Genomic DNA, 25,432 nt, shown 5'->3' with positions numbered 1-25,432 from the left:
CATATGGAGAAAAAATATTGATTTCTATTTGAAGTCAGTTCTTTTGTATTGATCAATGGTGGAAATGTAAAATTGAAGAGAAAATAAAAGCTTATAAAAAAATATGTAAAATGATTAGCTACAAGAATGGATCAAGAAAAATCAATTTGTAATCAGACTTATGACGGTTAAAAATCTCTGTTTTTTAAAGCAATGAGTACATCAATGAGAAGATGGATGGTCGGAATGACGCTTTGCTTTTATCCAAGTGCGCAATTCTTCAATAAGGATGGCAATAACACCGAGCGTGATAAAACTATCTGCGAGATTGAAAACAGCAAAATAAAAAATATCATCAATATGAAAAAATATATAATCAATAACATGATGAAAGCGAATGCGATCAATAAGGTTACCGATTGCTCCCCCAATAATAAGGATAAGACCGAAGCGCATAAAGGGTTTATTACATTCAGCATTTTTCCATAACCATAGAAGAAAGATAATCACAATGATTGTGATGGCAATAATTCCCCAGTGAGAAAAGGAAGACAAAAACGAAAATGCAATGCCAGAATTACGCACATGATAAAGGGAAACGAAAGGAATAAGCTGGATTTCTGTTTCTAAAGGCATATTGTGCATAACCCAGTACTTAAAAGCTTGGTCAAGTCCTACTGTAAGGGCTAAGCCAAAGAGAAGAAAAGGGAGTGATTTACGGATCATATTTTTTCCTCGCATGGTTCCAGTGTTAAATAAGGGCGACGAATTTCATAAAGCATAACAGCTGTTGCTATAGCCAGATTAAGCGAGTCAGCGCGCCCACTTTGTGGGATACGCGCAAGTTTATCACACCGACTTGTCAGAATATCTGATAACCCTTGTTTTTCATTTCCCATTAAAAGGATGATAGGACCATTTTTCAAATCAATTTTACGATAATCCAGAGATCCTTTGAGATGCGTGCCAACGATCATACCTTTAAAGTGAGCAGACCAGTTTAAAAAGGTGCTTTCATCAAAACGATAAAGGGGTATAGAGAAAATAGATCCCATGGTTGCACGAACTGTTTCCGGTGAGAACGGGTCTGTTGTTTCACCAATTAAAATAACACCTTTAGCACCGACAGCATCAGCAGTGCGAATAATGGTTCCAAGATTTCCAGGATCACGCACACGATCAAGCGCGATGTAAACATCTTTAGCCTGTCCTTTTATCATTTCAAGAGGTTGCCATTTTTGTTTGAAAATACCAATAACTGTTTGTGGATTATCACGTCGAGTAAGTGATTCCATAACCTTTTGTGAGGCTTTAATAACAAAACCACCATTGGCTACAGCGCGTGCAGCAGTATTTTCGATAGTAGCATTACCCATTTCGCTTTTAGAAAAAATAAGCGTTTGTATCGTCCAGCCGAGATTGAAAGCATCAATGATCAATTTCAATCCCTCTGCCATAAAAAGACCTTCTCGATTACGGTTTTTCTTTTGGCTAAGTGCTTTAAGATCTTTTATGATGGGGTTGCTAAGAGAGGTAATTTCTTTCACTCTACCAGTTTTTTGTCCACACATGTTTAAGCAGTCCAACGGCTAAAAAGAGAAGTAGAAAGGGCGCGTCCTGCAACTTCTTCACGCAAAATGAGTTCTCCTGATTCGACCGTACCACCAAGATTTACAAATGTATCGCGCATTAAAGCATGAAGTGCAAAGAAGGAAGCACGAATAGAATAAGCTGTAAGGACAACAGAGAGCGGTTTATCAGAGAGAAGTTTACGACAATTTGTGATCATCGCTGGTAAATGATCAAACAGTTGCCAAACTTCGCCATGGGGTCCACGCCCATAAGCAGGGGGATCAAGAAGAATCATATCATAGCTTTTCTGACGACGTAGTTCTCGCTCGACAAATTTTACAGCATCATCGCAAATCCAGCGAATAGAATAATCTGGTAATCCTGCTCTTTCCTGATTAGCTTTTGCCCACGCAATGGCTTTTTTAGAAGCATCAACATGGGTAACATTTGCACCCGCTCGTGCTCCAATCAAAGAGGCAACACCTGTATAGCCAAAAAGATTCAATAATTTTATAGGACGTGCGGCTTTTAAAATTTGTTCTTCCATAAAGCGCCAATGGGCATCTTGTTCAGGAAAAACGCCTACATGGCGAAAGGAAGTAAAGCGACCAAGAAAAGACAGTCCATTCCAAGAAAGTGGCCATGTTTCGTCAAGTTGCTTTTTGGGAAAATGCCAACGACCAACCCCTTCTTCATCAAGGTTTCCTGTAAAAATAGCATCAATATCAGCCCATTGTTTTTGTGATAAAGCGGGTTTCCATAGTGCTTGACCTTCTGGTCGAATAATTCGATAAGCCCCATAGCGCTCTAATTTTTGTCCATGACCAGAATCAATGAGAGCATAGTTTTCACTCACAGCTGTTTCTAAAATAAGAGGTAGTTTTTCCTGCGGATATCTATGATTGTGAGAGGATTGAAAGCATTGTGCAGGCATGTTTTGTATCACGGTATATGAGGTATAAAGGATTATATTATAAGGCTCTTAAATGTTTCATAAAAGTGCAAAAGAGCTAAAATCAATTAAAACATTAGAAAAAAGAAAAAGAGTGCTTACTCTATATTGAATATAAAATACGGAAAGAAAAAGGCTTCATTAAAATACCATTACACCAAATTTGTGATAGACGTTTTCAATTTCTCGATCTCAGCTTTACTTTTTTTGAGAGCTTTTTTGCATTTGTGATGGGAAAACCAACGGATAAGATTTCCTAATAAAATACCAAAACCAAAGAAAATAAAGAGCCATATAAAGAGAGGAGCATGATAAGTAAAACTTTCAGAATTTGCTCGAAAAGGATCAAGGGTTAACGGAACTATTTGACGATTAGCTACAATAAAAGCAATCAACAACGCTGCGAGAATCACACCGATACTTGTTAGAAGAATACGTTTAATAATCATAAGTTTCTCACTGATTAAGACGGTCGCGTAAATCCTTGCCAGTTTTAAAAAAAGGAATCCACTTTTCTTCAACAGCAACGGCTTCACCTGTTCGTGGATTACGTCCATTACGGGCAGAACGGCTTTTTACAGAAAAAGCTCCAAATCCACGAAGTTCAACGCGATCACCATTTGCAAGCGCTGTTGAAATTTCCTCAAAAATAGCATTTACAATATTTTCCACATCCCGTTGAAAAAGATGCGGGTTATGACGAGCAATAATTTGCACAAGCTCTGATTTAACCACAATAGCCTCACTTTCACACAAAAAACTTTTTTATAATTGTGCACTCCATGCATATTACAATATATAAACGGATAAAAGCAAAATAAAACAAAGAAAAGACAAATTTCAAGAAACAAAATTTGAAAATACCGCTTATAAAGGTTATACAGATTAAAAATGCGGAATATTTAAGAGATTAGGAGAGTATGTCCGTACACAATCATCATGAAATCTTCTCAATGCAATTATCTGTTGGAGATGTTTTTAAAAAAGCATCCCAGCATTCGCGTCGTATTAGCCTATTAAAAATTTTTTTACCCCTCTTAGCGTTCGTTTCAGCGCTGGTTTTTTACTGGTTTACGTTTTTCTTAGTTCCTGTTACTTCTAATCCTCTGCCTTTGCGTAATGAAGAGAATGGAGTGATGAACTTGACGATGCTCAATCCAAAATTAGAAGGGTATACGCGTGCTCATGAACCTTATTGGCTTAAAGCAGAAAAGGCATTTCAAGATCATACGCGTTCTGGAATAATCGGGTTGCAAAACATAACAGCGAAAGTATTTATGGGCCAACAAAGACAGGTTTTTCTTGCAGCACAAGGGGGCGTTTACGATAACATTAATGGTTTTTTACAGTTGGATAAGCCATTCACTATTACGACGAATGATGGAATGATGGCACAATTTATGTCGGCTAATATTAATTTATCCGAGGGACAGTTAAAAACAGATCAACGTGTTAATATTCAACGCCCCGGTTTTCATCTTGCCGCAAATGCCTTAAAAATTCGAGAAAAAGGAAAAAACATGTATTTCTATGATGGTGTGCATTTAGTGCTCCAAAAGCAATGACGCACTATCAATACGAATCTTTAAGGGATCTTTAAAAGAGAAGTATGCGACTGTACAAACAGAAGAATTTAAATAATGAGATCATATAAAAATTGGATAAGTATGGTATTGGCTTTTAGCATGGGAATGTTAGGAGGAGGAACAGTTTTAGGATATGGTCAAGGGACTCATTTTGGAATAAGTCTATCAAACGACAAAGAACCGGTAGAACTTCACGCAGATTCTTTAGAAATACGTGATAAAGAAGGGATAGCGCTTTTTAAGGGCGATGTTTCAGTCATGCAAGGTGAACGTCTTTTACGAACGGCAAAGCTAGTTGTTTATTACGATAAAGACTATAAAGAAACGGATAGGAATAAGGAAGATCCAAAGGCATCATCTATTGCTCTTTTGGGTTCGTCGGGCATACAAAAAATGGAAGCTTTCGGAAAAGTTTATATAAAAATTGCTACGCAAATTGCTACGGGTGATAAAGGCGTTTTTGATGGAAAATCAAAAACGATGCGTTTGACAGGGAAGCATGTTGTGTTAAAGGATGGTGACAATGTGGCAACGGGGTGCAAATTAACAGCAAATATGGAAAGCGGAGAGGCTTTTTTAGAAGGGTGTGAGACGTCTGAAAAAAAAGGCCGTGTTTCTATTATTTTTAAACAAAATCAAAAGAATGGCCATTAAGATTTCATGTTTGGAATCAAAAGAAAAAAACAGACTGATGGGTATGATCTTGCAAGTGAAGCTTCAAAAAAGCGCTTAAAAGGGACTTTGATTGCCAGTCATTTGATTAAAGTTTATCGAGGAAGACCAACGGTTAATGGTGTTTCTTTTGGTATCCGCACAGGAGAAGCTGTTGGCATTTTAGGGCCTAATGGGGCAGGTAAAACGACTTGTTTTTATATGGTTACGGGGCTCATAAAATCTGATGGAGGGTCCATTAAAATCGATGGGTTTGATATTACGCATCTTCCGATGTATCGGCGTGCGCGTTTAGGTATTGGGTATCTTCCGCAGGAGGCTTCTATTTTTCGTGGTCTATCAGTTGAAAATAACATTAAAGCTGTTTTAGAGGTTGTTGAAAAAGATCGCCTTAAACAACGTGAAGAGTTAGATAGCCTTTTACATGAGTTTAAAATTGATCATTTACGTAAAATGCCTGCACTTTCGTTATCTGGAGGTGAACGTCGACGACTTGAAATTGCGCGCGCTTTAGCTTCTCGTCCTAATTTTATGTTACTTGATGAACCATTTGCAGGAATTGATCCTATCGCTATTTTTGATATTCAACAGCTTATTCGTCATTTAACGAGGCGTGGCATTGGTGTTTTAATAACAGATCATAATGTACGCGAGACATTAGGACTTGTCGACCGGGCTTATATTATTCACACTGGCAAAGTATTAGTTCACGGTCGTCCTCATGATATTATCAACAATGTTGATGTTCGCAGGATTTATTTGGGCAATCAGTTTTCTCTATGATTTTATAGCTTTCCTGCATTTCCATTTAAGTTTAACAGAAACAATATGGTCGTCATAAACGCTATTTTAGGGAATCAAACACATTCTAAAGCAGGGAGATGAGGTTTCGTTGTAATTATTAATAAAACATATTATCAATATATTATTTCTATTACAGAAATAAAAGAAATTGTTCCTTTATTGTAAACACTATGATGATGTTGTTAAAGGCTATAAATCAAAAAAAAATACGATTTTAGGATAAAGTTTTTAATTGGGGCGCGCAATAAGATTTTCTCTGATGGTTGTATTCATTACATTATTATTGAAAATCCCCTTATTTATGCCAAAACTTCTTTTATGAGTGTATCTAAAAAATTTTTATTAAGAAGTGCAGGAGGCTTTATCACTATAAGATGAGTTTATTGTTTAGCTTATTTATGATTGTATCACAAAGAAGATATCACTAGATTAACGCGATCATGAGTGAGAAATGAGGCTGTAAATAAATGCGTGTATTATTGAAAGGTGAAGGATATTCATCGTATTTTTCTCTATCGAATCAAAGAACATGCCGATGGTGCTGTTTTGGGTATTTTAATTGGAGCATCCGTTATATATTGTGTTTATTTAATAGGGATTGTCGTGATTTATTGGTTTGTATGGCGTATTTAAAAATAGGAGCACGGCGATAGATATCAGGTTGAATCCATGAATCTTTTAAAATAATCATTAAATTTTTAATAGCCTTTAGATTCTTGTTATAAGGCTTTGTTTGGGCTATAAAGCGATTTTCAAACTAAGGGTTTATTCTATTCAATGTATTTCTCGTTCTATTGAAGAACTCATTTTTAAAGAAAGAAAAAAATCTAATGGGGAGTAATTGTACATTAACTCTTGTGACAAGTTTAATAAATTTATAAATAGTGCTTTTTTAAAGTGTCTTAAGGAAATTAATTTTATGAAAAACTTCATTTCTTTTTTTCTTTTCTCATGCTGTTGATGAGGAGCCAAACACTATTTATTGTTCTGTTAAAAGTGATATGAGACGTATTAAGCCATCACTTGTTATAAATTTAAAAATAAAAACACATGCGATATTGCGAAAAGTGAAAGAACTTTAAGGTTCGATACCGTTTATAGGTGTATTAGTGAGCATTTGAGCGTGTAAGAGGAAAATTGAAGGATGAATTTGAGTGAGTTAATAACACCGGAAGGAATTATTCCGGCTCTTAAGGCTAATTCGAAAAAACAAGTTCTGCAAATTTTAGCTGAAAAAGCGTCTCAGCTGACAGGTCTTAGTGAGCATGTAATTTTTGATATTGTTTTGCAACGCGAGAAACTTGGTTCAACGGGGCTAGGTGGTGGTATTGCGATTCCTCATGGAAAATTACCTGATATTAATCGGATTGTTGGTATATTTGCACGTCTTGAAAGTCCTGTTGATTTTGAAGCTCTTGATGATGAACCTATAGATCTCGTTTTTCTCCTTCTAGCCCCTGAAAATGCTGGTGCAGATCACTTAAAAGCTTTATCACAGATTGCACGTGTTTTGCGTCATGCTGATGTTGTACAAAAATTGCGCAATACGCATCATGCCAATGCGCTTTATGCTTTATTGATTCAAACTTCAGAATCAAACGCAGCTTAAAAGGGGTTATTAAGTGTGTAAATTGCGGAATATACACCATAGAGCATAGAAATAATATAATTTGTATCTTAAAGGGCTGGTAGCAAAAGACTATGTTATGCGATTTTAGAAAATCATTTCTAAGTGAACCTTTTTTAAAAGAGAAAGCAGCAAAAACGAGCTATTTATCTTTTATTGTTCTCATATATTAAAGCACCTAATCATTATGCTGTATGCTGTAAAACAGCATCATATAAGGCGTTGAGATAAGATATGTAAGTTTCTTTAAGACATTAAGTGCTTTTAGTAATACCGCTAAAGCAGGGCTTACTTATAGAACCTTTAATTTAAGTGAATCCCATGAATCGGAAGACAAAAGGAGTACGCTCAACAAAATACGAACTGTTGACAGGTCAGATTGGGATAAAAATCTTCATCTTTTGAGGGAGGCGGGAGAAATCAACAGGAAAATTTATGAGTACATTGAATTTTTCGTAAGTTAAGTTTGAGTGTTTAGGGATAATATTATTAAGGATCAAGCAGAAATAAGAAGATAGTGTATCCTTTGTATGAGGGGGAGATAATTGTATAGAGGCTCACGTTAAAAAACAATTTTGTACGGTACGAAAGAGAAGGATAGCTTTGGGTTTGATGGAAGAGTTTTATATTTTTATTTATAAATTACTTAAAAATAATATAAAAGAATCCTTCAGAAATTTTTGTAACAAGAAGGAAGATATTCTCTGATGCACTAATCATATGGTTAAGTTTGTATAACTGTTTTGAATCATTTCAAAAATTAAAAATTTGAGATGCAATATACAGGGAAATAGAATCATAAGAAACAAAATTGCATATCATTATTGGGGAAGAATATAAAGGCTCTTAGTTTTATAATTAATCTATTGATAATATTTGATTATTTTTGCAAAATATTTTTAAGATTATGAAAAGGCTCTATCGGGATAATATTGAATACCCAGTATGAGTACACTATAATAGGTCAAGAGTGGAGTATTTTGCGGACATAACTATTGAATGTGTAAAGTTTAGAAGTGATATTCACAGGGCTATGAAATTTTTTTGAAGTGCAGGGCGTATTTTAAAAGTTTTGCAGCAGATTAGTTGTGATATAAGGAGTATGGTTTATTTCTTAATAGAGTGGTGGTATATTTTCATTTTTTTTGAAATCCTATTGCTTAAAGAAATCGTTTTTTATGCAAAAACGAAATGGGTAGTGTGGAATCAAAAATGCTGTTTTTTAATATGATTATTAAATAAAAAGTTCATATTTTGGTAACGACTAAAAGGTCACAATGAAACGTAACAATCTGTTCTGACTGCTGTAAGATATTTTGCTTATTGAAGGGGTTAGGATAATTACACGATGAATATCGAGGAGTGTTTGTTTAAACTTTTCCAATGATCCAATGAAGAGAATCTTATTAGAGATTAAAGAAGTGAGCTAAATGAATATATTTGAAAAGACTGTTATTGCTGCATCTGTAATGGTTCTTGTTACAGCTGGAGCAGCGCGCGCGCAAACGCCAAGCCGTTTAAATCAATTTGAAGCGTGGGGAACCTATTCTTATAAATCGTCCAAAAATACGATTTGTTATGTGTTATCTATTCCTTTGAAGGCTCTTCCAACGACGGTTAATCATGGTGATAATTTTTTCTTAGTTACCAAGCGTTCTCAATCGCCTATTTCGTTTGAACCGCAGTTTATGGCTGGTTATAGGCTTCAAGAAGGGTCGAGGGTAACAGTGACCATTGGAGATAAGGATTTTGATTTTTTCACGAAGGATTCCTCAGCTTGGTTGGCGTCATCAGAGCTAGAAAAGCAGCTTGTTTCTGCTATGCGTGCTGGAAATAATATGACAGTAAAAGCCATATCAAAACGGGGAACGCATACCGCCTATACTTATTCCTTAAAAGGGGTTACTGCTGCCTTAAATGCAGCTCAAAAGTGCCATTAAGGTTTTGATAATTTCTAAAATAGTGATGTAAATTGGAAAGCAATGGCCATTTCCTATGACCTTAGACCTGTCGGTTTATGTTTAGCACGAAAAATAGATAATGTGGTTGTGGAGGAGAGTTCTAAGCTCCCTTTAATTGGATTATCGCAAGATGAAATAGTGCAAGCTTTAAAGACTGTTGGTGTACCAGAGCGTCAAACGCGTATGCGTGCACGTCAGCTTTGGCGTTGGCTTTATGTACGTGGCGTTTCAAGTTTTGATGAAATGCTAAATATTTCTAAAGCAATGCAGGAAACACTTAAACGTCATTTTTCCATTGCACGTCCGGAAATTGTTGGAGAACAAATATCAAAGGATGGTACACGTAAATGGCTTTTACGTTTTCCAGCACGTGGGGCTGGAAGGCCCGTTGAAATTGAAACGGTTTATATCCCTGAAGAAGGACGGGGTACTTTATGTCTTTCATCGCAAGTAGGCTGTACATTAACTTGCTCTTTTTGTCATACGGGAACACAGATGCTTGTTCGCAATTTGACCGAAGAAGAAATTTTGGCACAGTTATTGATTGCGCGTGATTGTTTAGGAGATTTTCCTGATAAGAATACTCCTGATGGGGCAATTGTTCCTGTTGAAGGGCGTAAAATTACCAATATTGTTATGATGGGAATGGGAGAACCTCTTTATAATTTTGAAGCTGTAAAAAAAGCTTTACTAATTGCTTCTGATGGTGATGGGCTTTCTTTATCAAAACGTCGGATTACGCTTTCAACTAGTGGAGTTGTTCCTGGAATTATCCGAACTGGCGAAGAAATTGGTGTTATGTTAGCAATTTCACTCCATGCCGTACACGATTCAGTAAGGGATATGCTTGTCCCTATCAATAAAAAATATCCGCTTAGTGTATTAATGGATGCTTGCCGTAATTATCCTGGTTTGTCTAATGCAAAACGAATCACATTTGAATATGTTATGCTGAAAGATATCAATGATAGTTTAGATGATGCTAAGCGATTGATTCAGTTATTGAAGGGGATTCCTGCTAAGATCAATTTAATTCCTTTTAATCCGTGGCCTGTAAGTAATTATCAATGTTCTGATTGGGAGCAAATCGAGCGTTTTGCTGATGTGGTTAATCAAGCGGGCTATGCTTCTCCTATTCGGACCCCGCGTGGACGCGATATTTTAGCGGCATGCGGACAACTTAAATCTGCTTCAGAGCGCTTACGGAAATCTGAACGTTTGAAACTTGAAAATGCCACTGGTCATTAGTTAACGCGACTTTTAACGATATAAAGCCTGTGCTTTTTTCCATAAATCAACATATAATAGCATGTATGAAACAGAGATTAAGATGGATAAGTACGAGATGACCAGTCTCATCTTTTATGGGGTCAATAGGGAAAAAAATATTGCATAAAGTTTTTTTGCGTAATCTCTAAAATTAAGCGTCAACCTCATTTAGAGGAAAGTCTCGAAGATTGCTCACTTATTTCCACTTCACTCTCACACTCTTTATACTTCGACTTTATGACTTTTAAAAGCATCGATGGTAATTATTTTAGAAAGTGGAAATATACATTGCTTATGCTTTTGTTTGTTACATTTTTTAATAAGATCACACTTCACACACAAAGTGGCGTGTCTAAAATATAAATACCACTGTTTTGTCCATTGATATGTTTTTAAAAAAGCATTTTTAATGTACTCTCCATCTCATGGATCATGCCTATGAAGAGTATAATACAAAAACTTCTGTAAAATGCATGATTTAGGTTTAATGAGTGTGTATTATCAGCATTTTGTTTTTAGCTTTCAATGTGGTAACAGTTTTTGCTATTTGATACAGTTCATAAAAAATATTCTTTATCTTAGATAATTTTTATCTACATAACAATTGAAGCTTTTCTTGTGGTGTACAGTGGACAGCTATTGTTTTATTCAACATACACAGATTTAAAAGGATAGAATTTCATAAGATATCTAGAGTTATTATTTAAATTAAAAACGATCAATTACACTTTATAAATCAATTTTTTATAACGAAAAGAATATGAAGGGCAAAGCTGGTAAAAACACCAGCAATAAGCCAGTCAAGAAAGCGAAGATAAAGAGGGTTTTGTTTAAGGGTTTTGGTAAGTTTATGCGCTGTAAAAACAACTGAAATTGTAATAGGCAAAGAAATAGGAATATAAGAGAGTCCTAAAAAGAGTAATTTTTGTGTCACCATAGGATCATTCGCATTGATAAATTGTGGTAAGAATGTCGCGTTAAAGAGTATGACTTTAGGATTGAGAAGATTAATTCCAATACCAGCAAGATAGTTACGTTTAGAGCTTTGAGATTTAGCAGATGTTGGTTCAAAAGAAAGTGTAGGTTTTTTCCGTAATGCTTGAAAGGCAAACCATAAAAGATAAAAGGCGCCGACAATTTTCAGAAGAACAAAAGTGCGTGGCGAAGCAAAAATAAGCGCTGATAAGCCAAGAGCTACGGCGGTAACTTGAATGGCAAATCCTGTTGCACTTCCCAAAGCGCACATAATTCCAGCTTTTTTGCTTTGTGTAATGGTTCGTCCTACAGAAAGCATCATATCAGGTCCTGGAATAAGTGCTAAAATCAACGATGCTAGAGCAAATTGTACAAGAATAGACCACTCCGGTAGAAACGACACGTAAATCTCCTCTCATTTTTAAGCAGCGTTCACTATTTACAGTCCGAGGCATTCTTATCTACGCTTTTTGCGTCTTTTTAATGTTGTTTAAAGAGAATTTATTTTAATATTTCTTGTGTCGTTTTGATTTTTGAGAAAAAATAAAAAAAGCAACTCGTATAGAACGTTAGAATGAAAAAGTGCCAAATATTAGAAAAGTTATTTTGGTTTATTCGGGGGGATTGGGTACGTCAATTGTTCTCAAATGGTTGCAAGGTATGCGAGGCCTTGAAGTTGTAAACTTTACAGCGGATTTGGGGCAGGGGGAAGAATGAGAACTTGCTCGTCGCAAAGCTGAAATGCTGGGTGTTAAAAAATCTACATTGAAGATTTGCGTAAAGAATTTGTTCGTGATTTTGTTATTTCCAAAGGTTTGGCTGAAAATTCTAGGGAAACAGGGGAAGATGCAATTGTTCATGGGAAACGGGTTGGTCAGGTATGCTTTAAGCTTTCTGCTTATGTTCTTAATCCTAATATAAAAATTATTGCTCTATGGCGTGATTGGGATTTTAAGAGTTGGACAGATCTCTTTGAGTTTTCTCGTACACATCAAGTTTTTGTAGAAAAGGATAAGCAAGATGAAGCACCTTTTTTAGTGGATGCAAATTTATTATCTGCTTTATCAGAAGGAAAGATTTTAGAAGATCCAGCGCTTTACGTGTTCCTAAATATGTCCATATATAGACTCTTTTACGTGAATATCTCACGATAAAGCAACCAGAATCATTCTTAGCTTTAAAAAAGGTGATGGCTGTTTCAATCAAGGGAAAAAATTTATCTCCTGCAACGTTACTTGCAGAATTAAATCATTATGGGCAATGGTATTGATCGGTTAGACTTGCTAGAAAATCACTTTGTAGATATGAAATCGCGGGGTATTGATGAAGACACTAGTGAAACCATCCTTTTAACAGCTCACAGAGCGATAAAATCTTTAATGCTAAATCGTTTTGCAACGCATTTGAAAGATGAACCGATGCCACGATATGCAGAACTCATTTATTATGGCTTTTTGTTTTCTCCTGAACGTAAGATGTTGCAGGACGCGGTTGATTTATTTCAAGAATGTGTCGAAGGTGAAGTTACGTTAAAACTCTATAAAGGAAATGTTATTGTTAAAGAGCGCCAAAGTAAAAAATAACTTTATTCGAGTGAGTTGGTAACTTTTAAAGATGATCAAGGGATTTATGATTAAAAATGCGTAACGGGTTTTATTAACTTAAAGGCTCTGTATTTTTATACATTAGCCATGCGTCATCAAGGTGATAAAGATAAAGAAATAAACATTACTTTGATAAGTACCATGTGGTTCAGTGTTTTTGTATGAAACGCTTTATTTAAGTATTTTTTGTTAAAGTTTTTTTGTTTATTGCTAGAGGCTTTGCTTTTGTGCTGATAATATCATAAGCAAGCTTCATGATAAAAGAAATGAATGCTTTGATAATCAAAACAAGCTAATTTTGTTTTATAATGTGCAATGTTTTTTATTTCATTCAGAACAAAATATGTTTACAGCGAGGGCGGTTTTTGTGTTGTGACTTAAGAGTATCAAGAAATTTACATCTTTTTGCTTGCTATTATTGACGAAAAAATTCAAGAACCATACACCCTATTTTAAAAGAATATAATTTTTAGGATAAATAATGATACGTGATCAATGTGATGCCCTTAGCCTTACGCCTGAATTAAAGGATGCGGCTGCTCAATCGAGAACTTGGCCATTTGAAGAAGCACGTAAGATTATCAAACGGTATGAAAAGACGGGTTATCCAGACAGTATCATATTTGAAACAGGTTATGGACCTTCTGGCTTACCGCATATTGGAACATTTGGGGAAGTTGCACGTACAACCATGGTGCGTCATGCATTTCATATTCTTACAGAGAATAAAGTAAAAACAAAGTTGCTTTGTTTTTCTGATGATATGGATGGTTTGCGCAAGGTCCCTGAGAATGTGCCTGATCGCGAGAAGATGGAACATTATCTTGGTCAGCCGTTGAGCCGTGTACCTGATCCTTTTGGAGATGATTATCCTTCTTTTGGAGCGGCAAATAATGCACGTTTACGGGCTTTTCTTGATCATTTTGGTTTTGATTATGAATTTGCAAGTGCTACGGATTATTACAGTTCCGGTCATTTTGATGAAACACTTTTAAAAATCCTTGCCTGTTATGACAAGGTAATGGCAATTATTTTACCAACCTTGGGTGAAGAACGACAAGCAACCTATTCTCTCTTTTTGCCGATTTCTCCCTTTTCTGGAAAAGTATTACAAGTACCAATGATTGCCCGTAATGTTGAAAAAGGAACGGTTACTTATATTGAACCTGAAACAGGAGAAACCATAGAAACAGAGGTTACAGGGGGCAAAGTTAAGTGTCAGTGGAAGGTCGATTGGGCAACGCGCTGGACAGCGCTTGGCATTGATTATGAAATGGCAGGAAAAGATCTTATCGATTCCACAAATCTTTCTTCTAAAATTTGTAAAGTACTAGGTGGAAAGCCTCCAGAAGGCTTTAACTATGAGCTCTTTTTAGATGAGAAAGGGCAAAAAATTTCCAAATCCAAGGGCAATGGTTTAACCATTGATGAATGGCTTACTTATGCTCCAACAGAGAGCTTAGGGCTTTATATGTTTTCAAAGCCCAAAACAGCCAAGAGGCTTTATTTTGATGTTATTCCAAAAGCTGTGGATGAATATTATGCGCATCTTTCTGCCTATGGTCGTCAAAATTGGCAAGAGCGGCTTAATAATCCTGTATGGCATATTCATAATGGTTGTCCACCGCGGGTTGATTTGCCGGTATCCTTTGCCATGCTTTTAAATTTGGTAAGCGCTTCAAATGCAGAGAATGCAGAAGTTCTTTGGGGTTTTATTTCTCGTTACGCTAAGGGGGCAAATGCGCAAACTTATCCGGAACTTGATCAATTGGTGAAGTTTTCTATTAAATATTTTGATGTTTTTGTCAAACCAAACAAGAAATTTCGTATACCAGATAATAGCGAACGCACAACATTAGCACAAATTGATGAAAAATTAGCCAATTTGCCTGAAATTTTTGATGGCACCATATTGCAAAATACGCTTCTTGATGTTGCACGTCTAACGGAACGCTATCAAGATCATAGTAAAAAAAGCCCTGAAGGTGGTCCTGGTGTCTCCAATGTTTTTTTCCAAATGTTATATGAGGTCCTTTTAGGACAAGAGCGAGGTCCACGATGGGGATCATTTATAGCACTTTATGGGATTAATGAAATGCGTGCACTGATTGCTGAAGCACTTGCACGGCCTGTGGAGGAATAATGGAACGAAGAGAGCAGGAAGTAAAGCGACGCCGTACATTTGCAATTATTGCGCACCCAGATGCTGGGAAAACGACGTTGACAGAAAAGCTTTTATTGTTTGGTGGTGCTATTCAACTTGCAGGAGAAGTAAAAGCCAAAAAAGATCGTATTCAAACCCGTTCTGATTGGATGAATATTGAGCGTGATCGTGGTATTTCCGTTGTGACTTCGGTGATGACGTTTGAATATGAAAATCATATTTTTAATCTCTTAGATACCCCAGGCCATGAAGATTTTGCAGACGATACCTATCGCACGCTTACAGCTGTTGATAGTGCTATCATGGTATTGGATGGCGCCCGCGGGATTGAGCCTAGAACGCTAAAATTGTTTGAAGTGTGTCGGATGCGGGATATTCCTATTGTTACTTTTATCAATAAAATGGATCGTGAGGCGCGTGATCCTATAGAGCTTTTAGATGAAATTGAGGAAAAACTTGCACTTGATACCGCGCCTATAACATGGCCCATTGGAACGGGTAAAGATTTTGTTGGTACCTATGATCTTCATCATAATCGCTTTCGTCAAAAAGACGATGAAATAACACAGCGAATCGTTTCAAATCCCAGTGAGGTTGTCCATTTACTTCCAGAGTATCAACGTTCAACTTTTCTTGAAGGGGTAGAGCTCGCTCAAAGTGTTTGCAAGAATTTTGATCTTCAAGCTTTCCGTGAAGGTCATATGACGCCGGTTTATTTTGGTTCAGCGTTACGAAATTTTGGTGTTCGTGATTTGATCAATGCGCTGATTGATTTTGGTCAAAGTCCGCGTGATCAAAGTGCAGATCAGCGCAATATCATAGCAACTGAACCTAAAATGACGGGATTTGTTTTTAAAATTCAGGCGAATATGGATCCTAATCATCGTGATCGTGTTGCATTTTTTCGCGTCTGTTCGGGAACACTTGAACGCGGTATGAAGACAAAGCTGGTTAGAACAGGAAAACCAATGACACTTTCGGCACCACAATTTTTCTTTGCGCGTTCACGCCAAATTGCTGATCAAGCTTATGCGGGTGATATCGTAGGAATTCCTAATCATGGAACATTGCGTATTGGCGATACTTTGACCGAAGGAGAAGATATCCTCTTTAAGGGAGTCCCCAATTTTGCACCAGAGATTTTACGTCGTGTTTGTTTGGGCGATCCAATGAAAGCAAAAAAGCTCAAAGAAGCTTTGCAACAAATGGCTGAAGAAGGGGTTGTACAATTGTTTATTCCAGATGATGGATCGCCTTCTCTCATTGGTGTTATTGGTGCTTTGCAAATTGATGTTTTAAAGGAACGATTAAAAATAGAATATTCTTTGCCAGTGAATTTTGAACCTGCGCGTTTTAATTTATGCCGTTGGATTTCAGCGCAGAGCAAAGATGAGTTGCAAAAGTTTCTCAGCAATCACCGCTCTGCTATTGCGTATGATTTAGAAGGGGATCCAGTTTTTTTAGCGGAGAACCATTTTTCATTGAATTATGAAGCAGAAAGAGCCCCTAAGATAAAATTTTCTACTGTTAAAGATTATCAAGTACGCTCTGGATGAGGAATCTGAATATTGTAAGTTTTTTCATTTCAAAGCTTCTTATAGTATAAAGAATTAAAGTCATTTTTTGCACTTGAGTAAGTAAAAATAGGTGTGTGTGTAAAAACACTTAAGGAAAAAATCAGATGCCTTTTATAAATCTTCTCCATAGCCAAGAGCTTTTTAAATATTAGGGGAGGAGAAGAAATGATGGTAGCGGTTTGCAGCTTTTTGAAGTAAAAATAACAGGGTGCAATAAATTTTATCTCATACATGGAAGACTTTACGGTATATAAGTACACTCTGCGTTATTTACAGGGTGCTATTACGGGATAAGCTCAAGTGTGATAAGAAGATATCTTTTTGAAAAAAGCGTGTAACTCTATAAAGATAGATGCTTTCACGACACACTTTTGCAAAACTCTCTCCATTAAAGTAATCTATTTTTATGGTGAAATGGGAGAGTGTTGTTATTTTTTCAAGCTCTTAATGAGGATGCAAAAATATTATTTACGAAACTAACTTTTTCAATTTTATAATATCATGATATATTTTTTTCTGAAAACGATGAAGTCTGTACAGAACACTTTCAGATTGCATTATATGAAGAAAGAAGCAAATTTATTATAATATTCAATAAGTTATAATATATTTGTATTTGTGATGTTTTTTAAAACTTTAATATTTATTTTTTATATTGCTTCTGTGAGTTAGAGAACAAGATATGGCTAATTCTTCGTTGAAAAATATCAGAAAAATTTTGATATATTTTTTCACGATGGCTTAAGACAAGGTCATATATTTCAATATTTTGAATCTAAGCTAAAAATCTCCTGTATAAATAGAGTTTTTCAGTTTTTCCTTGTATTAAAATTTGTATACAGTCAAAATAATGTAAATAATCAATAAAATGGAATTTGTTATCCTCAATATGAGATCATATGACTTATAAGCCACGTGTTTTTTCTATATCTTCTGGAACGGCTTTTTTGCCTCACTTTGTTGATGCGCTGCTCTGTGGTTCCCTTATTGATAATTTTGCTTCCAATGGAGATATTCAAACGGTTCTTGCCGATAGCCTTATTTATGTTCCAACACGTCGTGCGGCTCGGGCTTTACGTTTAGCCTTTGTTGAAAGAAGTGATACACAATCAACTTTATTGCCAACCATTCGTGCCCTAGGAGATGTCGATGAAGACAGTTTCCTTTTTGTTGAAAATTATGCCAACACTCTTAATCCGCCTATTGGAGAAAGTGAACGTCTACTGCTTTTAGCGCGTCTTATTCGTCCATGGCGTGAAAGTTTGCCTGCGCATTTGCGTGCTATGTTTGGGACAGAAAATGTTCTTATTCCGGCGCATACTGCCGATGCAATTTGGCTTGCTCAAGATTTAGCACATTTGATGGATGAAATTGAAACAGAAGGCGCAGACTGGTCAAAACTTAAAGATATTGCCCCTGATATGGTCGCTGAATGGTGGCAAATAACGCTCGATTTCCTGACTATTGTTACGCAAAATTGGCCACAAATCTTAAAAGAAAGGCAACGGAGTAATCCCGCTGAATGGCGCAATCAAGCCCTTATAATGCATGCAGAGACTTTACAACATATACAACCTAATAAACCGATCATTGCGGCTGGTGTGTCCGGTTCTATTCCTGCAGTTTCTCATCTTTTAAAGGTTATAACCTCTTTACCAAAAGGGGCTGTTGTTCTTCCTGGACTTGATTTTCATATGGATGAAGAACAGTGGAATGCGCTCAGCACAAGCAATAAAGAAAAGACAGCTTGTGATTTTCTTGATCATGTAGAAAATATTTTTAGCCATCCTCAATATCATTTAAAAAAACTTCTTTCTCTCATGGGGTGTCAACGTCATCATGTTTGCGAAATTGGCCAACAGAATAGCACAAAGAAAAGGCGAATGGCTCTTTTATCGGAAGCACTCCGACCAGCTTCTACGACAGATAAATGGATACAAATTGTTCGTGATGATTATGAGGCTCTTTGTGCAGACTGGTCATTTATTGAAGCTATCAACGAACGTGAAGAAGCTCTCGCTATTGCTGTTGCCTTACGCAGAGCTATTGAAGAACCTCAAAAAACCGCAGCTCTTATTACCAATGACCGTAATTTAGCACGCCGTGTTGCTGCGGAATTACAGCGATTTGGAATTGAGGCAAATGATTCAGGGGGAATACCACTTGCACAAACATTGCCTGTAACGCTTTTGCGATTAATCTTAGAAAATGTTTTGCAACCTGATGATCCCATTGTTTTTCTTTCTCTTCTTAAACATCCATTGACAACACTCCGACAAAACCGTCATCGCTTACGCGAAATGGCAGAAAATTTTGAACTTTTTGTTCTTCGAGGGAACACGGGGCGCATCAATCTTTGCGAATGTGATCAATTTGTTGAAAAATGGATTGAAACCTATTCCCATGATCGCACTGAAATCAACGCCCTTGATCAGCAAAAATTTGAAGAAGCACGTCTCCTGTGTCATCTTTTGAAGAAGGCTGTTGAACCTTTAGCCTCTCTCATGAAACGAGAGAAAGAATGCACCATCAATGAAGCTGCGATAGCAACTGTTGAGGTTTTTGAAAATTTTGGGCGCAATGAGGATAATTCTCTTGCACATCTTTATCAACACGAAGCGGGACAAACTCTATCAAAATTTTTACGGGAATTGGTCAGTGATCAATCAGGATTAACATTTTATCTTTGCGAATGGCCCGCTATGTTTTCTGCATTGATCGCAACGCGTTCCGTTACACCTTCGCCTGGAGGACATCCGCGTTTATTCATCTGGGGTACGTTGGAATCACGTTTGCAAACGGTTGATACAGTGGTTATTGGAGGCCTTAATGAAGGATCATGGCCGATATCAACTCGAAATGATGCTTTTTTATCGCGACCGATGAAAATGATGTTAACGCTGGAACCACCAGAGAAGCATATTGGTCTTTCCGCGCATGATTTTCAATGGGCTATGGGAATGGATAAAGTGGTGATGAGTCGCGCATTGCGCGTTAATCATACCCCTTCTATTCCTTCACGTTGGTTACAACGCATAGAAACAGTTGTAGGAAAACAGGCTTGGAAACAAATCCGTGCACGAGGTGAAATAATACGCCATTGGACAAAAATGCTTGATCATACCAGCATGATTTCTGATGTGGAACGTCCTTGCCCTGCACCACCCCTTGATGTACGTCCACGTCATTTTTCAGTCACTGAAATAGAAACATTGCGGTATGACCCTTATGCTATTTATGCCAAAAAAATCTTACGTCTCAAACCACTTAAAGCACTTATTCACGACCCTAGCGCTATTGAACGGGGAATACTTTATCATGCTATTCTTGCAGCTTTTTGTACACAAATAAAAAATCCAAATGCTAAAAATGCATTAGATGTCCTACTTTCTATTGGGCGTAAGGAATTTGATAAATTCAATTTTCCACCCGACGTTGAAGCAATTTGGTGGAACATTTTTGAAAATCTTGCTCCACACCTTATTCAGTGGGAACAAAGTTTAGGTCCGCGAGAGCGAAATGCTGAAGTGGTCTCACAAAAAGTCCCTATAGGGACAACAGGAGTAACCCTTTCAGGACGTGCTGATCGTCTTGATGTCTTGCCAGATAAAACGGTTGAAATTTTAGATTTTAAAACCGGGACACCTCCTTCATCAAAACAAGTTCGTGAATTATTATTTCCACAATTGGCTTTAGAAACAACTTTGCTTATGGAAGGAGCATTTCCAGATTTTCAAGATCTTACCCCCTCAAATCTATTTTACATTCCCCTGAATGGAAAGGGTGAAATTAAATCCCAATCAATTCTTTTAAGTAAAGGAGAAGGAGAAACCCACTTAAGTGCAGTTAATCTTGGTGAAATTGCATGGAAAAATCTTATTGCACTTATAACGTATTATCAAAATCCACAACAAGGCTATCTTTCACATGCTGTTCCCATGGAAAAACGATATGAGGGTGACTACGACCATTTGGCACGGTTGTGGGAATGGTCAAGTGGTTTTCATAAAGAAGAATAATCATGACTTTTTTTTCTATTCCTAAAGCTGCTCTTGATGCACAAGCAACGGCAACACACCCTCAAAAAAACGTGTGGGTTTCTGCAAATGCTGGATCTGGAAAAACGCACGTTTTAAGTGAACGTGTTATTCGTTTGCTTTTAAACGGTACGCCTCCAGCACGTATTTTATGCCTTACTTATACAAGAGCTGCTGCTGCTGTTATGCAATCACGAATTTTTCGCACACTTTCCAGTTGGAATGAACTCGATGATGCACAGTTGCAAGAAACCTTAACACGGTTTGAAAATAAACCCGTCAATGCGCAAAAATTAACTTATGCACGACAGCTCTTCGCGCGTGCCCTCGAAACACCTGGTGGCTTGAAAATTCAAACAATTCATGCTTTTTGTGAATCTCTTTTGCATCAATTTATGTTAGAAGCCAATATCGCAGGGCATTTTGAACTTCCCGATGATGTCAGTCGCAAAAAATTACAACAAGAATCTTGTCGCCAACTTTTAGCACGTCGTGATATACAACCTTCTCTGCAACAGTTACTTCAAGTTGTTAGCGAACATACTTTTAATCAACTTCTCTATGAAGCCGTTGAAAAGCAACATAAACTCTCTGATTTTTTGTCTTCTCTTTTATCTGAAGATGGAGAAGAAAAATTGCGCGCGCTTTTTAACTTAGCGCCCGATGAAACAAATCAAAGTCTTTTGGAACAAATTCAACAGACTGCGCGCCTTCCCCTTTATGCTCTTAAGCATTGTGAAATAAATGGAAGCCAAAGCTTTAGGAATATGGTGGAAAAATTTTCCCAATTAGAAAAGACGTGTGATGAGACAAATATTCTCAATATTATTTCTGATATTTATTTTAAAACAAAAGGTGAGCCGCGTAATTTTTCAAATTTATCTCGTAAAAAATCAGATGAAATTTGGCCTTTTATTCAACAAATGCTTGAAGATAAACAAAACAAGCTTTCTATTCTTTTAGAAAAATATCAATGTGCAAAAATTGCCACCCTCAATATGGCTGCTTTTCAGCTTTGTGCCGTTTATCTCAAAATCTATACGAATCTAAAAAAGGCTAATGGCTTCTTAGATTTTGACGACCTTATTGAGCGTACGCTTCATTTGTTACAGCGTAAAGGTGCAAGCCAATGGGTGCACTATAAACTGGATCGTGGGCTTGATCATATTCTCCTTGATGAAGCACAAGATACCAACCCTGAGCAGTGGCAAATTATTCAATTGTTGGCGCAAGAATTTTTCTCAGGGTATAGCCAACGAACAAATATACGGACTCTTTTTGCTGTTGGAGATGAAAAGCAATCTATTTATTCTTTTCAAGGCGCTGCTCCAGAAAACTTTGCTGCAAATGGACGAATCATTCAAAAAAAAGCGCAGCAAACAAATCAGCAATTTGAAAAAATACAACTGCATTATTCTTTTCGTTCTACAGTGGATGTTCTTAAAAGCGTTGATCATGTTTTTGAAACACCAGAAAACTATAAAGGGCTTTCGGCAGAAAATACAAAGACAGTGCATGAAGCTATTCGTGTTCATAGTCCAGGTGAAGTGGTTATATGGGATGCCATTTCCAAAGAAACAAGCGAATTTCCTCATGATTGGCATTTGAGTGTTGATCATTTAGATACACCTGAAGTCCGTTTAGCCGAAAAAATTGCTGAAACGATTGCCGATTGGTTACAAAAAGGTGAAATGCTTCCAGCAAAGGGGCGCTTAATACGAGCAAGTGATATTATGATCTTGGTTCGTAAACGGGATAAATTTGTTTCAGCTCTTTCTTATGCTCTTAAACACCTTAATATTCCTGTAGCAGGAGCTGATCGTCTAGAACTCACCAAACATATTAGTATCCGTGATTTAATGGCGCTTGGACGTTTTGTTTTGCAGCCACAAGATGATCTTTCTCTTGCTTGCGTATTAAAAAGCCCTCTTTTTGCTTTTAGTGAAGAGAAACTCTATCAGCTTTCCGCACACCGAACCGGCTCTCTTTGGCAAAGCTTATGTACGCACGCATCATCGCAGATATCTTTTAAAGATGCTTTTGAAAGACTGAACCATTATCGCACGTTAGTGGATAAAATACCAGTTTTCGAATTTTATAGCCATATTCTGAATAATGATAAAGGAAGACAAAAAATACTGTCTCGTTTAGGATCTGAAGCAAATGATGTACTCGATGCTTTTATGGATTATACGCTCGCTATTCAAAAAACAGGATTACCAGGATTACAAGCTTTTTTAGAAACATTAACTGCAAGCGAACCAGAAATTAAACGTGAATTTGAACAAAACAATGAAGAAATTCGCATCATGACGGTTCATGCCGCAAAAGGACTGGAGGCTGCTATTGTGTTTTTGGTTGATCCTGGTAGTGCGATTTGGCATCCTCAGCATGCACCTCATTTGCTTAAAGTTCCTTTAAACAATGCACAAGGGAATGGACAACAAGCTTTTATTTGGCGCCCCAATGAAAAGTTTGATACAAAACTCTCTAAGCAAGCAATTTCACATTTAAAAGAGCGTGCCGAAGAAGAGTATAGGCGCCTTCTTTATGTAGGAATGACACGCGCTGAAGATCGTTTATTTGTTTGTGGATATAAAGGTAAAAAAACACCCTCTCATACATGGCTACAACTGGTAAAAAAAGCCCTGGAACCCCATGCGGTTGCTATAAAAGGCCCTGCAGAAGATATTGCGGCTTGGCGTTATTGCATTACATCTTCTTCTGCCTCTATAAACCAAGAAGTTCCCTGCGCTGAGAGTCAAGCCTTACCAGCTTTGCCTGCTTTTTTCTCTCATAAAGTACCAGCAGAACCAGTTCTCCCAAAACCGTTAAAACCTTCAGTTGCGAGCCTTTCCATTGAAGCTGATACAGAACTTTCTTCAAGCCCAAAACAACTTTTCACCTCACCTGTTTTAGGAGAAATAAACACCAACAGAGCTTTTTTCATTGAATATGGTCACCTCATTCACCGATTATTACAATATCTCCCCGACTGCCTCCCACAAAAACGTCAAGATTATGCTCGAAACTATCTCAATATCAAAGCTTCTCATTGGGATGAAAGCCAAAGAGAACGTGCTCTTCGCCATGTTTGGAAAATTTTAGATCATGTTTACCTCAAACCCCTTTTCTCTGAGCAGTCACGTGCTGAAGTTCCCTTAATGGGGATTGTAAAAATTCGTGGAAAAGAACAAGCAATTTCTGGTCAAATTGACCGTCTCTACATCACGAAAAACAGCATTATCTTTGCTGATTTTAAAACAGGGATTCCACCTGAAAATGAAACTGCTATTGCTCCTCATCATTGGTTGCAAATGGCGCTTTATCGAAAATTGTTGCAAGCGATTCATCCTGATAAAGATATCCAAGCTCTGCTTATCTACAGTAAAGAAGCCAAAATTTTTAAACTTCCTCCAGAAAAACTCGAGGCATTTCTTGATGAAATTGCCCTATAAGTTATTGCTTCCCTTCAAAGTATCTTTACGCTTTTTTTATTTTCTTAAAATTGCTCAAATAAACACACGCCACAATTTTTGATGCAAAAAAACTCTTTAATAATTTATCTTTGCAATAACTTGATATGAATTGTTATCATACCAATCTATAAAAAGTGAGTATAAAGGATAAATCAATGACGTGTGTAAAAGTTGATAAGGACAATTTCGAAAGTGAGGTTCTAACCTCTTCCACCCCTGTTGTGGTTGATTTTTGGGCAGAATGGTGTGGTCCTTGCAAAATGATAGCGCCAATTTTGGATGAAGTTTCAACAGAGATGCAAAACCAAGTTAAAATTGTCAAAGTAAATATTGACGAAAATCCGGAATTAGCTACCCAATATGGAGTACGCTCTATCCCTACATTATTAATGTTTAAAAATGGAAATGTCTCATCAAATATGGTTGGCGCTACCTCTAAAGGACGTCTTTCTGAGTGGATAAAAGATGGGCTTCGTTAATGCCATACATAGGGCACGATAAAGGAGAGAAATTTTAGTCTCTCCTTTTGACTTTTTTAAAAATATTCTTTTCTGTAATATTGCAATATATTGTAATAGCAATTCAATTAAATCAAAAAGTTAAATGCATTTATTTAAACACTTTTAAGAATCCACACTGTTATGCATGATTCAAGAGATCATTTTTTATTAAAAAGTTGTTCTGTATAAACAAGATAGGCTATTCCTTCCTTATATGCGCGCCAACGAATATTTAAGTGAATGATATTTTTTTTTGGATGAAGCTATTGAGATAAGGGTTCCAACACACAAAAAAGCAAATATCACTTTAGCAATAAAGAGGTCTCTGCTTGGAGTGCTTAGCAATCACAGAAGGAGATTTTAAGCAAAAATTTTACAAATTGCTTTTTTGAAGTTTACAATTTTTAAGGTGAAAGAAGAAAGCAATTCACTATGGTTAAGTTAATGCTTTTCTGAAAAGGTAACCACTCTGATATAAAATTCCCTTACATGTTTCTCCAGAATCAAAAAAATTTTAATCTTCAAAAAAATATGAGAGATAACAAAACATTCTCTAAAAAAAACGAATTAATTCCTAGCAATTAACGGATGTTCTTTGCAAGTTGTGCAAAAGGCTGCGTTTTGTTTCATCTTCATGGTTGGTGCATCATCAGGACTTCTTTATTATTATTCAT

At 36.7% G+C, this 25,432-nt stretch carries 18 protein-coding genes and 1 pseudogene; 13 read left to right on the top strand and 6 right to left on the bottom strand.

What is annotated here, in order from left to right; genetic code table 11:
- Positions 1–201: 201 nt before the first annotated feature.
- The 5 genes from lspA to ihfB form a co-directional block, all read right to left on the bottom strand.
- Complete coding sequence (gene lspA / locus CEV08_RS00575; protein WP_100129848.1) at positions 202–705, bottom strand: signal peptidase II; 504 nt, start codon at positions 703–705, stop codon at positions 202–204.
- The gene (locus CEV08_RS00570; RefSeq protein ID WP_100129847.1) at positions 702–1,550 is read right to left on the bottom strand and encodes a TrmH family RNA methyltransferase; all 849 of its coding nucleotides are present in this window, start codon (positions 1,548–1,550) and stop codon (positions 702–704) included. The genes lspA and CEV08_RS00570 overlap by 4 nt, the downstream gene beginning before the upstream one ends.
- Positions 1,551–1,552: 2 nt before the next feature.
- The gene (locus CEV08_RS00565; RefSeq protein WP_100129934.1) at positions 1,553–2,485 is read right to left on the bottom strand and encodes a class I SAM-dependent methyltransferase; all 933 of its coding nucleotides are present in this window, start codon (positions 2,483–2,485) and stop codon (positions 1,553–1,555) included.
- A 170-nt stretch (positions 2,486–2,655) separates the two neighbouring features.
- A complete protein-coding gene (locus CEV08_RS00560; RefSeq protein WP_100129846.1) occupies positions 2,656–2,952 on the bottom strand; it encodes a lipopolysaccharide assembly protein LapA domain-containing protein in 297 nt (98 codons plus the stop codon).
- Positions 2,953–2,959: 7 nt separating this feature from the next.
- The gene (gene ihfB / locus CEV08_RS00555; RefSeq protein ID WP_026500856.1) at positions 2,960–3,238 is read right to left on the bottom strand and encodes an integration host factor subunit beta; all 279 of its coding nucleotides are present in this window, start codon (positions 3,236–3,238) and stop codon (positions 2,960–2,962) included.
- A 185-nt stretch (positions 3,239–3,423) separates the two neighbouring features.
- Here ihfB and lptC point away from each other — a divergent pair, with 185 nt between their 5' ends.
- From lptC to rlmN, 7 genes are all read left to right on the top strand, one after another.
- Complete coding sequence (gene lptC, locus CEV08_RS00550; RefSeq protein WP_100129845.1) at positions 3,424–4,068, top strand: LPS export ABC transporter periplasmic protein LptC; 645 nt, start codon at positions 3,424–3,426, stop codon at positions 4,066–4,068.
- Between the two features lie 75 nt (positions 4,069–4,143).
- Complete coding sequence (locus CEV08_RS00545) at positions 4,144–4,743, top strand: LptA/OstA family protein (RefSeq protein ID WP_100129844.1); 600 nt, start codon at positions 4,144–4,146, stop codon at positions 4,741–4,743.
- 6 nt (positions 4,744–4,749) lie between these two features.
- Positions 4,750–5,544 (top strand): LPS export ABC transporter ATP-binding protein, encoded by a 795-nt coding sequence (gene lptB, locus CEV08_RS00540; RefSeq protein WP_100129843.1) that lies wholly within the window; start codon positions 4,750–4,752, stop codon positions 5,542–5,544.
- 507 nt (positions 5,545–6,051) lie between these two features.
- Entirely contained in the window at positions 6,052–6,198 is a 147-nt protein-coding gene (locus tag CEV08_RS09645) for a hypothetical protein (RefSeq protein ID WP_210421458.1), read from the top strand.
- Positions 6,199–6,709: 511 nt separating this feature from the next.
- Entirely contained in the window at positions 6,710–7,174 is a 465-nt protein-coding gene (ptsN, locus tag CEV08_RS00535) for a PTS IIA-like nitrogen regulatory protein PtsN (RefSeq protein ID WP_100129842.1), read from the top strand.
- A 1,448-nt stretch (positions 7,175–8,622) separates the two neighbouring features.
- The gene (locus CEV08_RS00530; RefSeq protein WP_100129841.1) at positions 8,623–9,132 is read left to right on the top strand and encodes an invasion associated locus B family protein; all 510 of its coding nucleotides are present in this window, start codon (positions 8,623–8,625) and stop codon (positions 9,130–9,132) included.
- A gap of 42 nt (positions 9,133–9,174) precedes the next feature.
- A complete protein-coding gene (rlmN, locus tag CEV08_RS00525; RefSeq protein ID WP_100129840.1) occupies positions 9,175–10,401 on the top strand; it encodes a 23S rRNA (adenine(2503)-C(2))-methyltransferase RlmN in 1,227 nt (408 codons plus the stop codon).
- 757 nt (positions 10,402–11,158) lie between these two features.
- On the opposite strand, the gene CEV08_RS00520 is transcribed toward rlmN, so the two are convergent.
- On the bottom strand, positions 11,159–11,800 hold the full coding sequence (locus CEV08_RS00520) for a LysE family translocator (RefSeq protein WP_100129839.1): 642 nt from the start codon (positions 11,798–11,800) through the stop codon (positions 11,159–11,161).
- A 179-nt stretch (positions 11,801–11,979) separates the two neighbouring features.
- On the opposite strand from CEV08_RS00520, the pseudogene CEV08_RS09750 reads away from it, so the two are divergent.
- From CEV08_RS09750 to trxA, 6 genes and pseudogenes are all read left to right on the top strand, one after another.
- Positions 11,980–13,166, top strand: a pseudogene (locus CEV08_RS09750) (argininosuccinate synthase domain-containing protein).
- 316 nt (positions 13,167–13,482) lie between these two features.
- Entirely contained in the window at positions 13,483–15,144 is a 1,662-nt protein-coding gene (locus CEV08_RS00505; RefSeq protein WP_100129838.1) for a lysine--tRNA ligase, read from the top strand.
- Positions 15,144–16,721, top strand: a complete 1,578-nt coding sequence (locus tag CEV08_RS00500) for a peptide chain release factor 3 (RefSeq protein WP_100129837.1) — start codon at positions 15,144–15,146, stop codon at positions 16,719–16,721. The genes CEV08_RS00505 and CEV08_RS00500 overlap by 1 nt, the downstream gene beginning before the upstream one ends.
- Before the next feature lie 920 nt (positions 16,722–17,641).
- A complete protein-coding gene (gene addB, locus CEV08_RS00495; protein WP_100129836.1) occupies positions 17,642–20,761 on the top strand; it encodes a double-strand break repair protein AddB in 3,120 nt (1,039 codons plus the stop codon).
- 2 nt (positions 20,762–20,763) lie between these two features.
- Positions 20,764–24,237: a double-strand break repair helicase AddA gene (addA, locus tag CEV08_RS00490; RefSeq protein ID WP_100129835.1), complete on the top strand. Its 3,474-nt coding sequence runs from the start codon at positions 20,764–20,766 to the stop codon at positions 24,235–24,237.
- Between the two features lie 176 nt (positions 24,238–24,413).
- The gene (gene trxA / locus CEV08_RS00485; protein WP_100129834.1) at positions 24,414–24,737 is read left to right on the top strand and encodes a thioredoxin; all 324 of its coding nucleotides are present in this window, start codon (positions 24,414–24,416) and stop codon (positions 24,735–24,737) included.
- Positions 24,738–25,432: the final 695 nt, after the last annotated feature.

Source organism: Bartonella tribocorum, from assembly GCF_002778015.1.
GTDB classification, from domain to species: domain Bacteria; phylum Pseudomonadota; class Alphaproteobacteria; order Rhizobiales; family Rhizobiaceae; genus Bartonella; species Bartonella tribocorum_B.
This window is presented reverse-complemented; position numbering and strand designations above follow the sequence as displayed.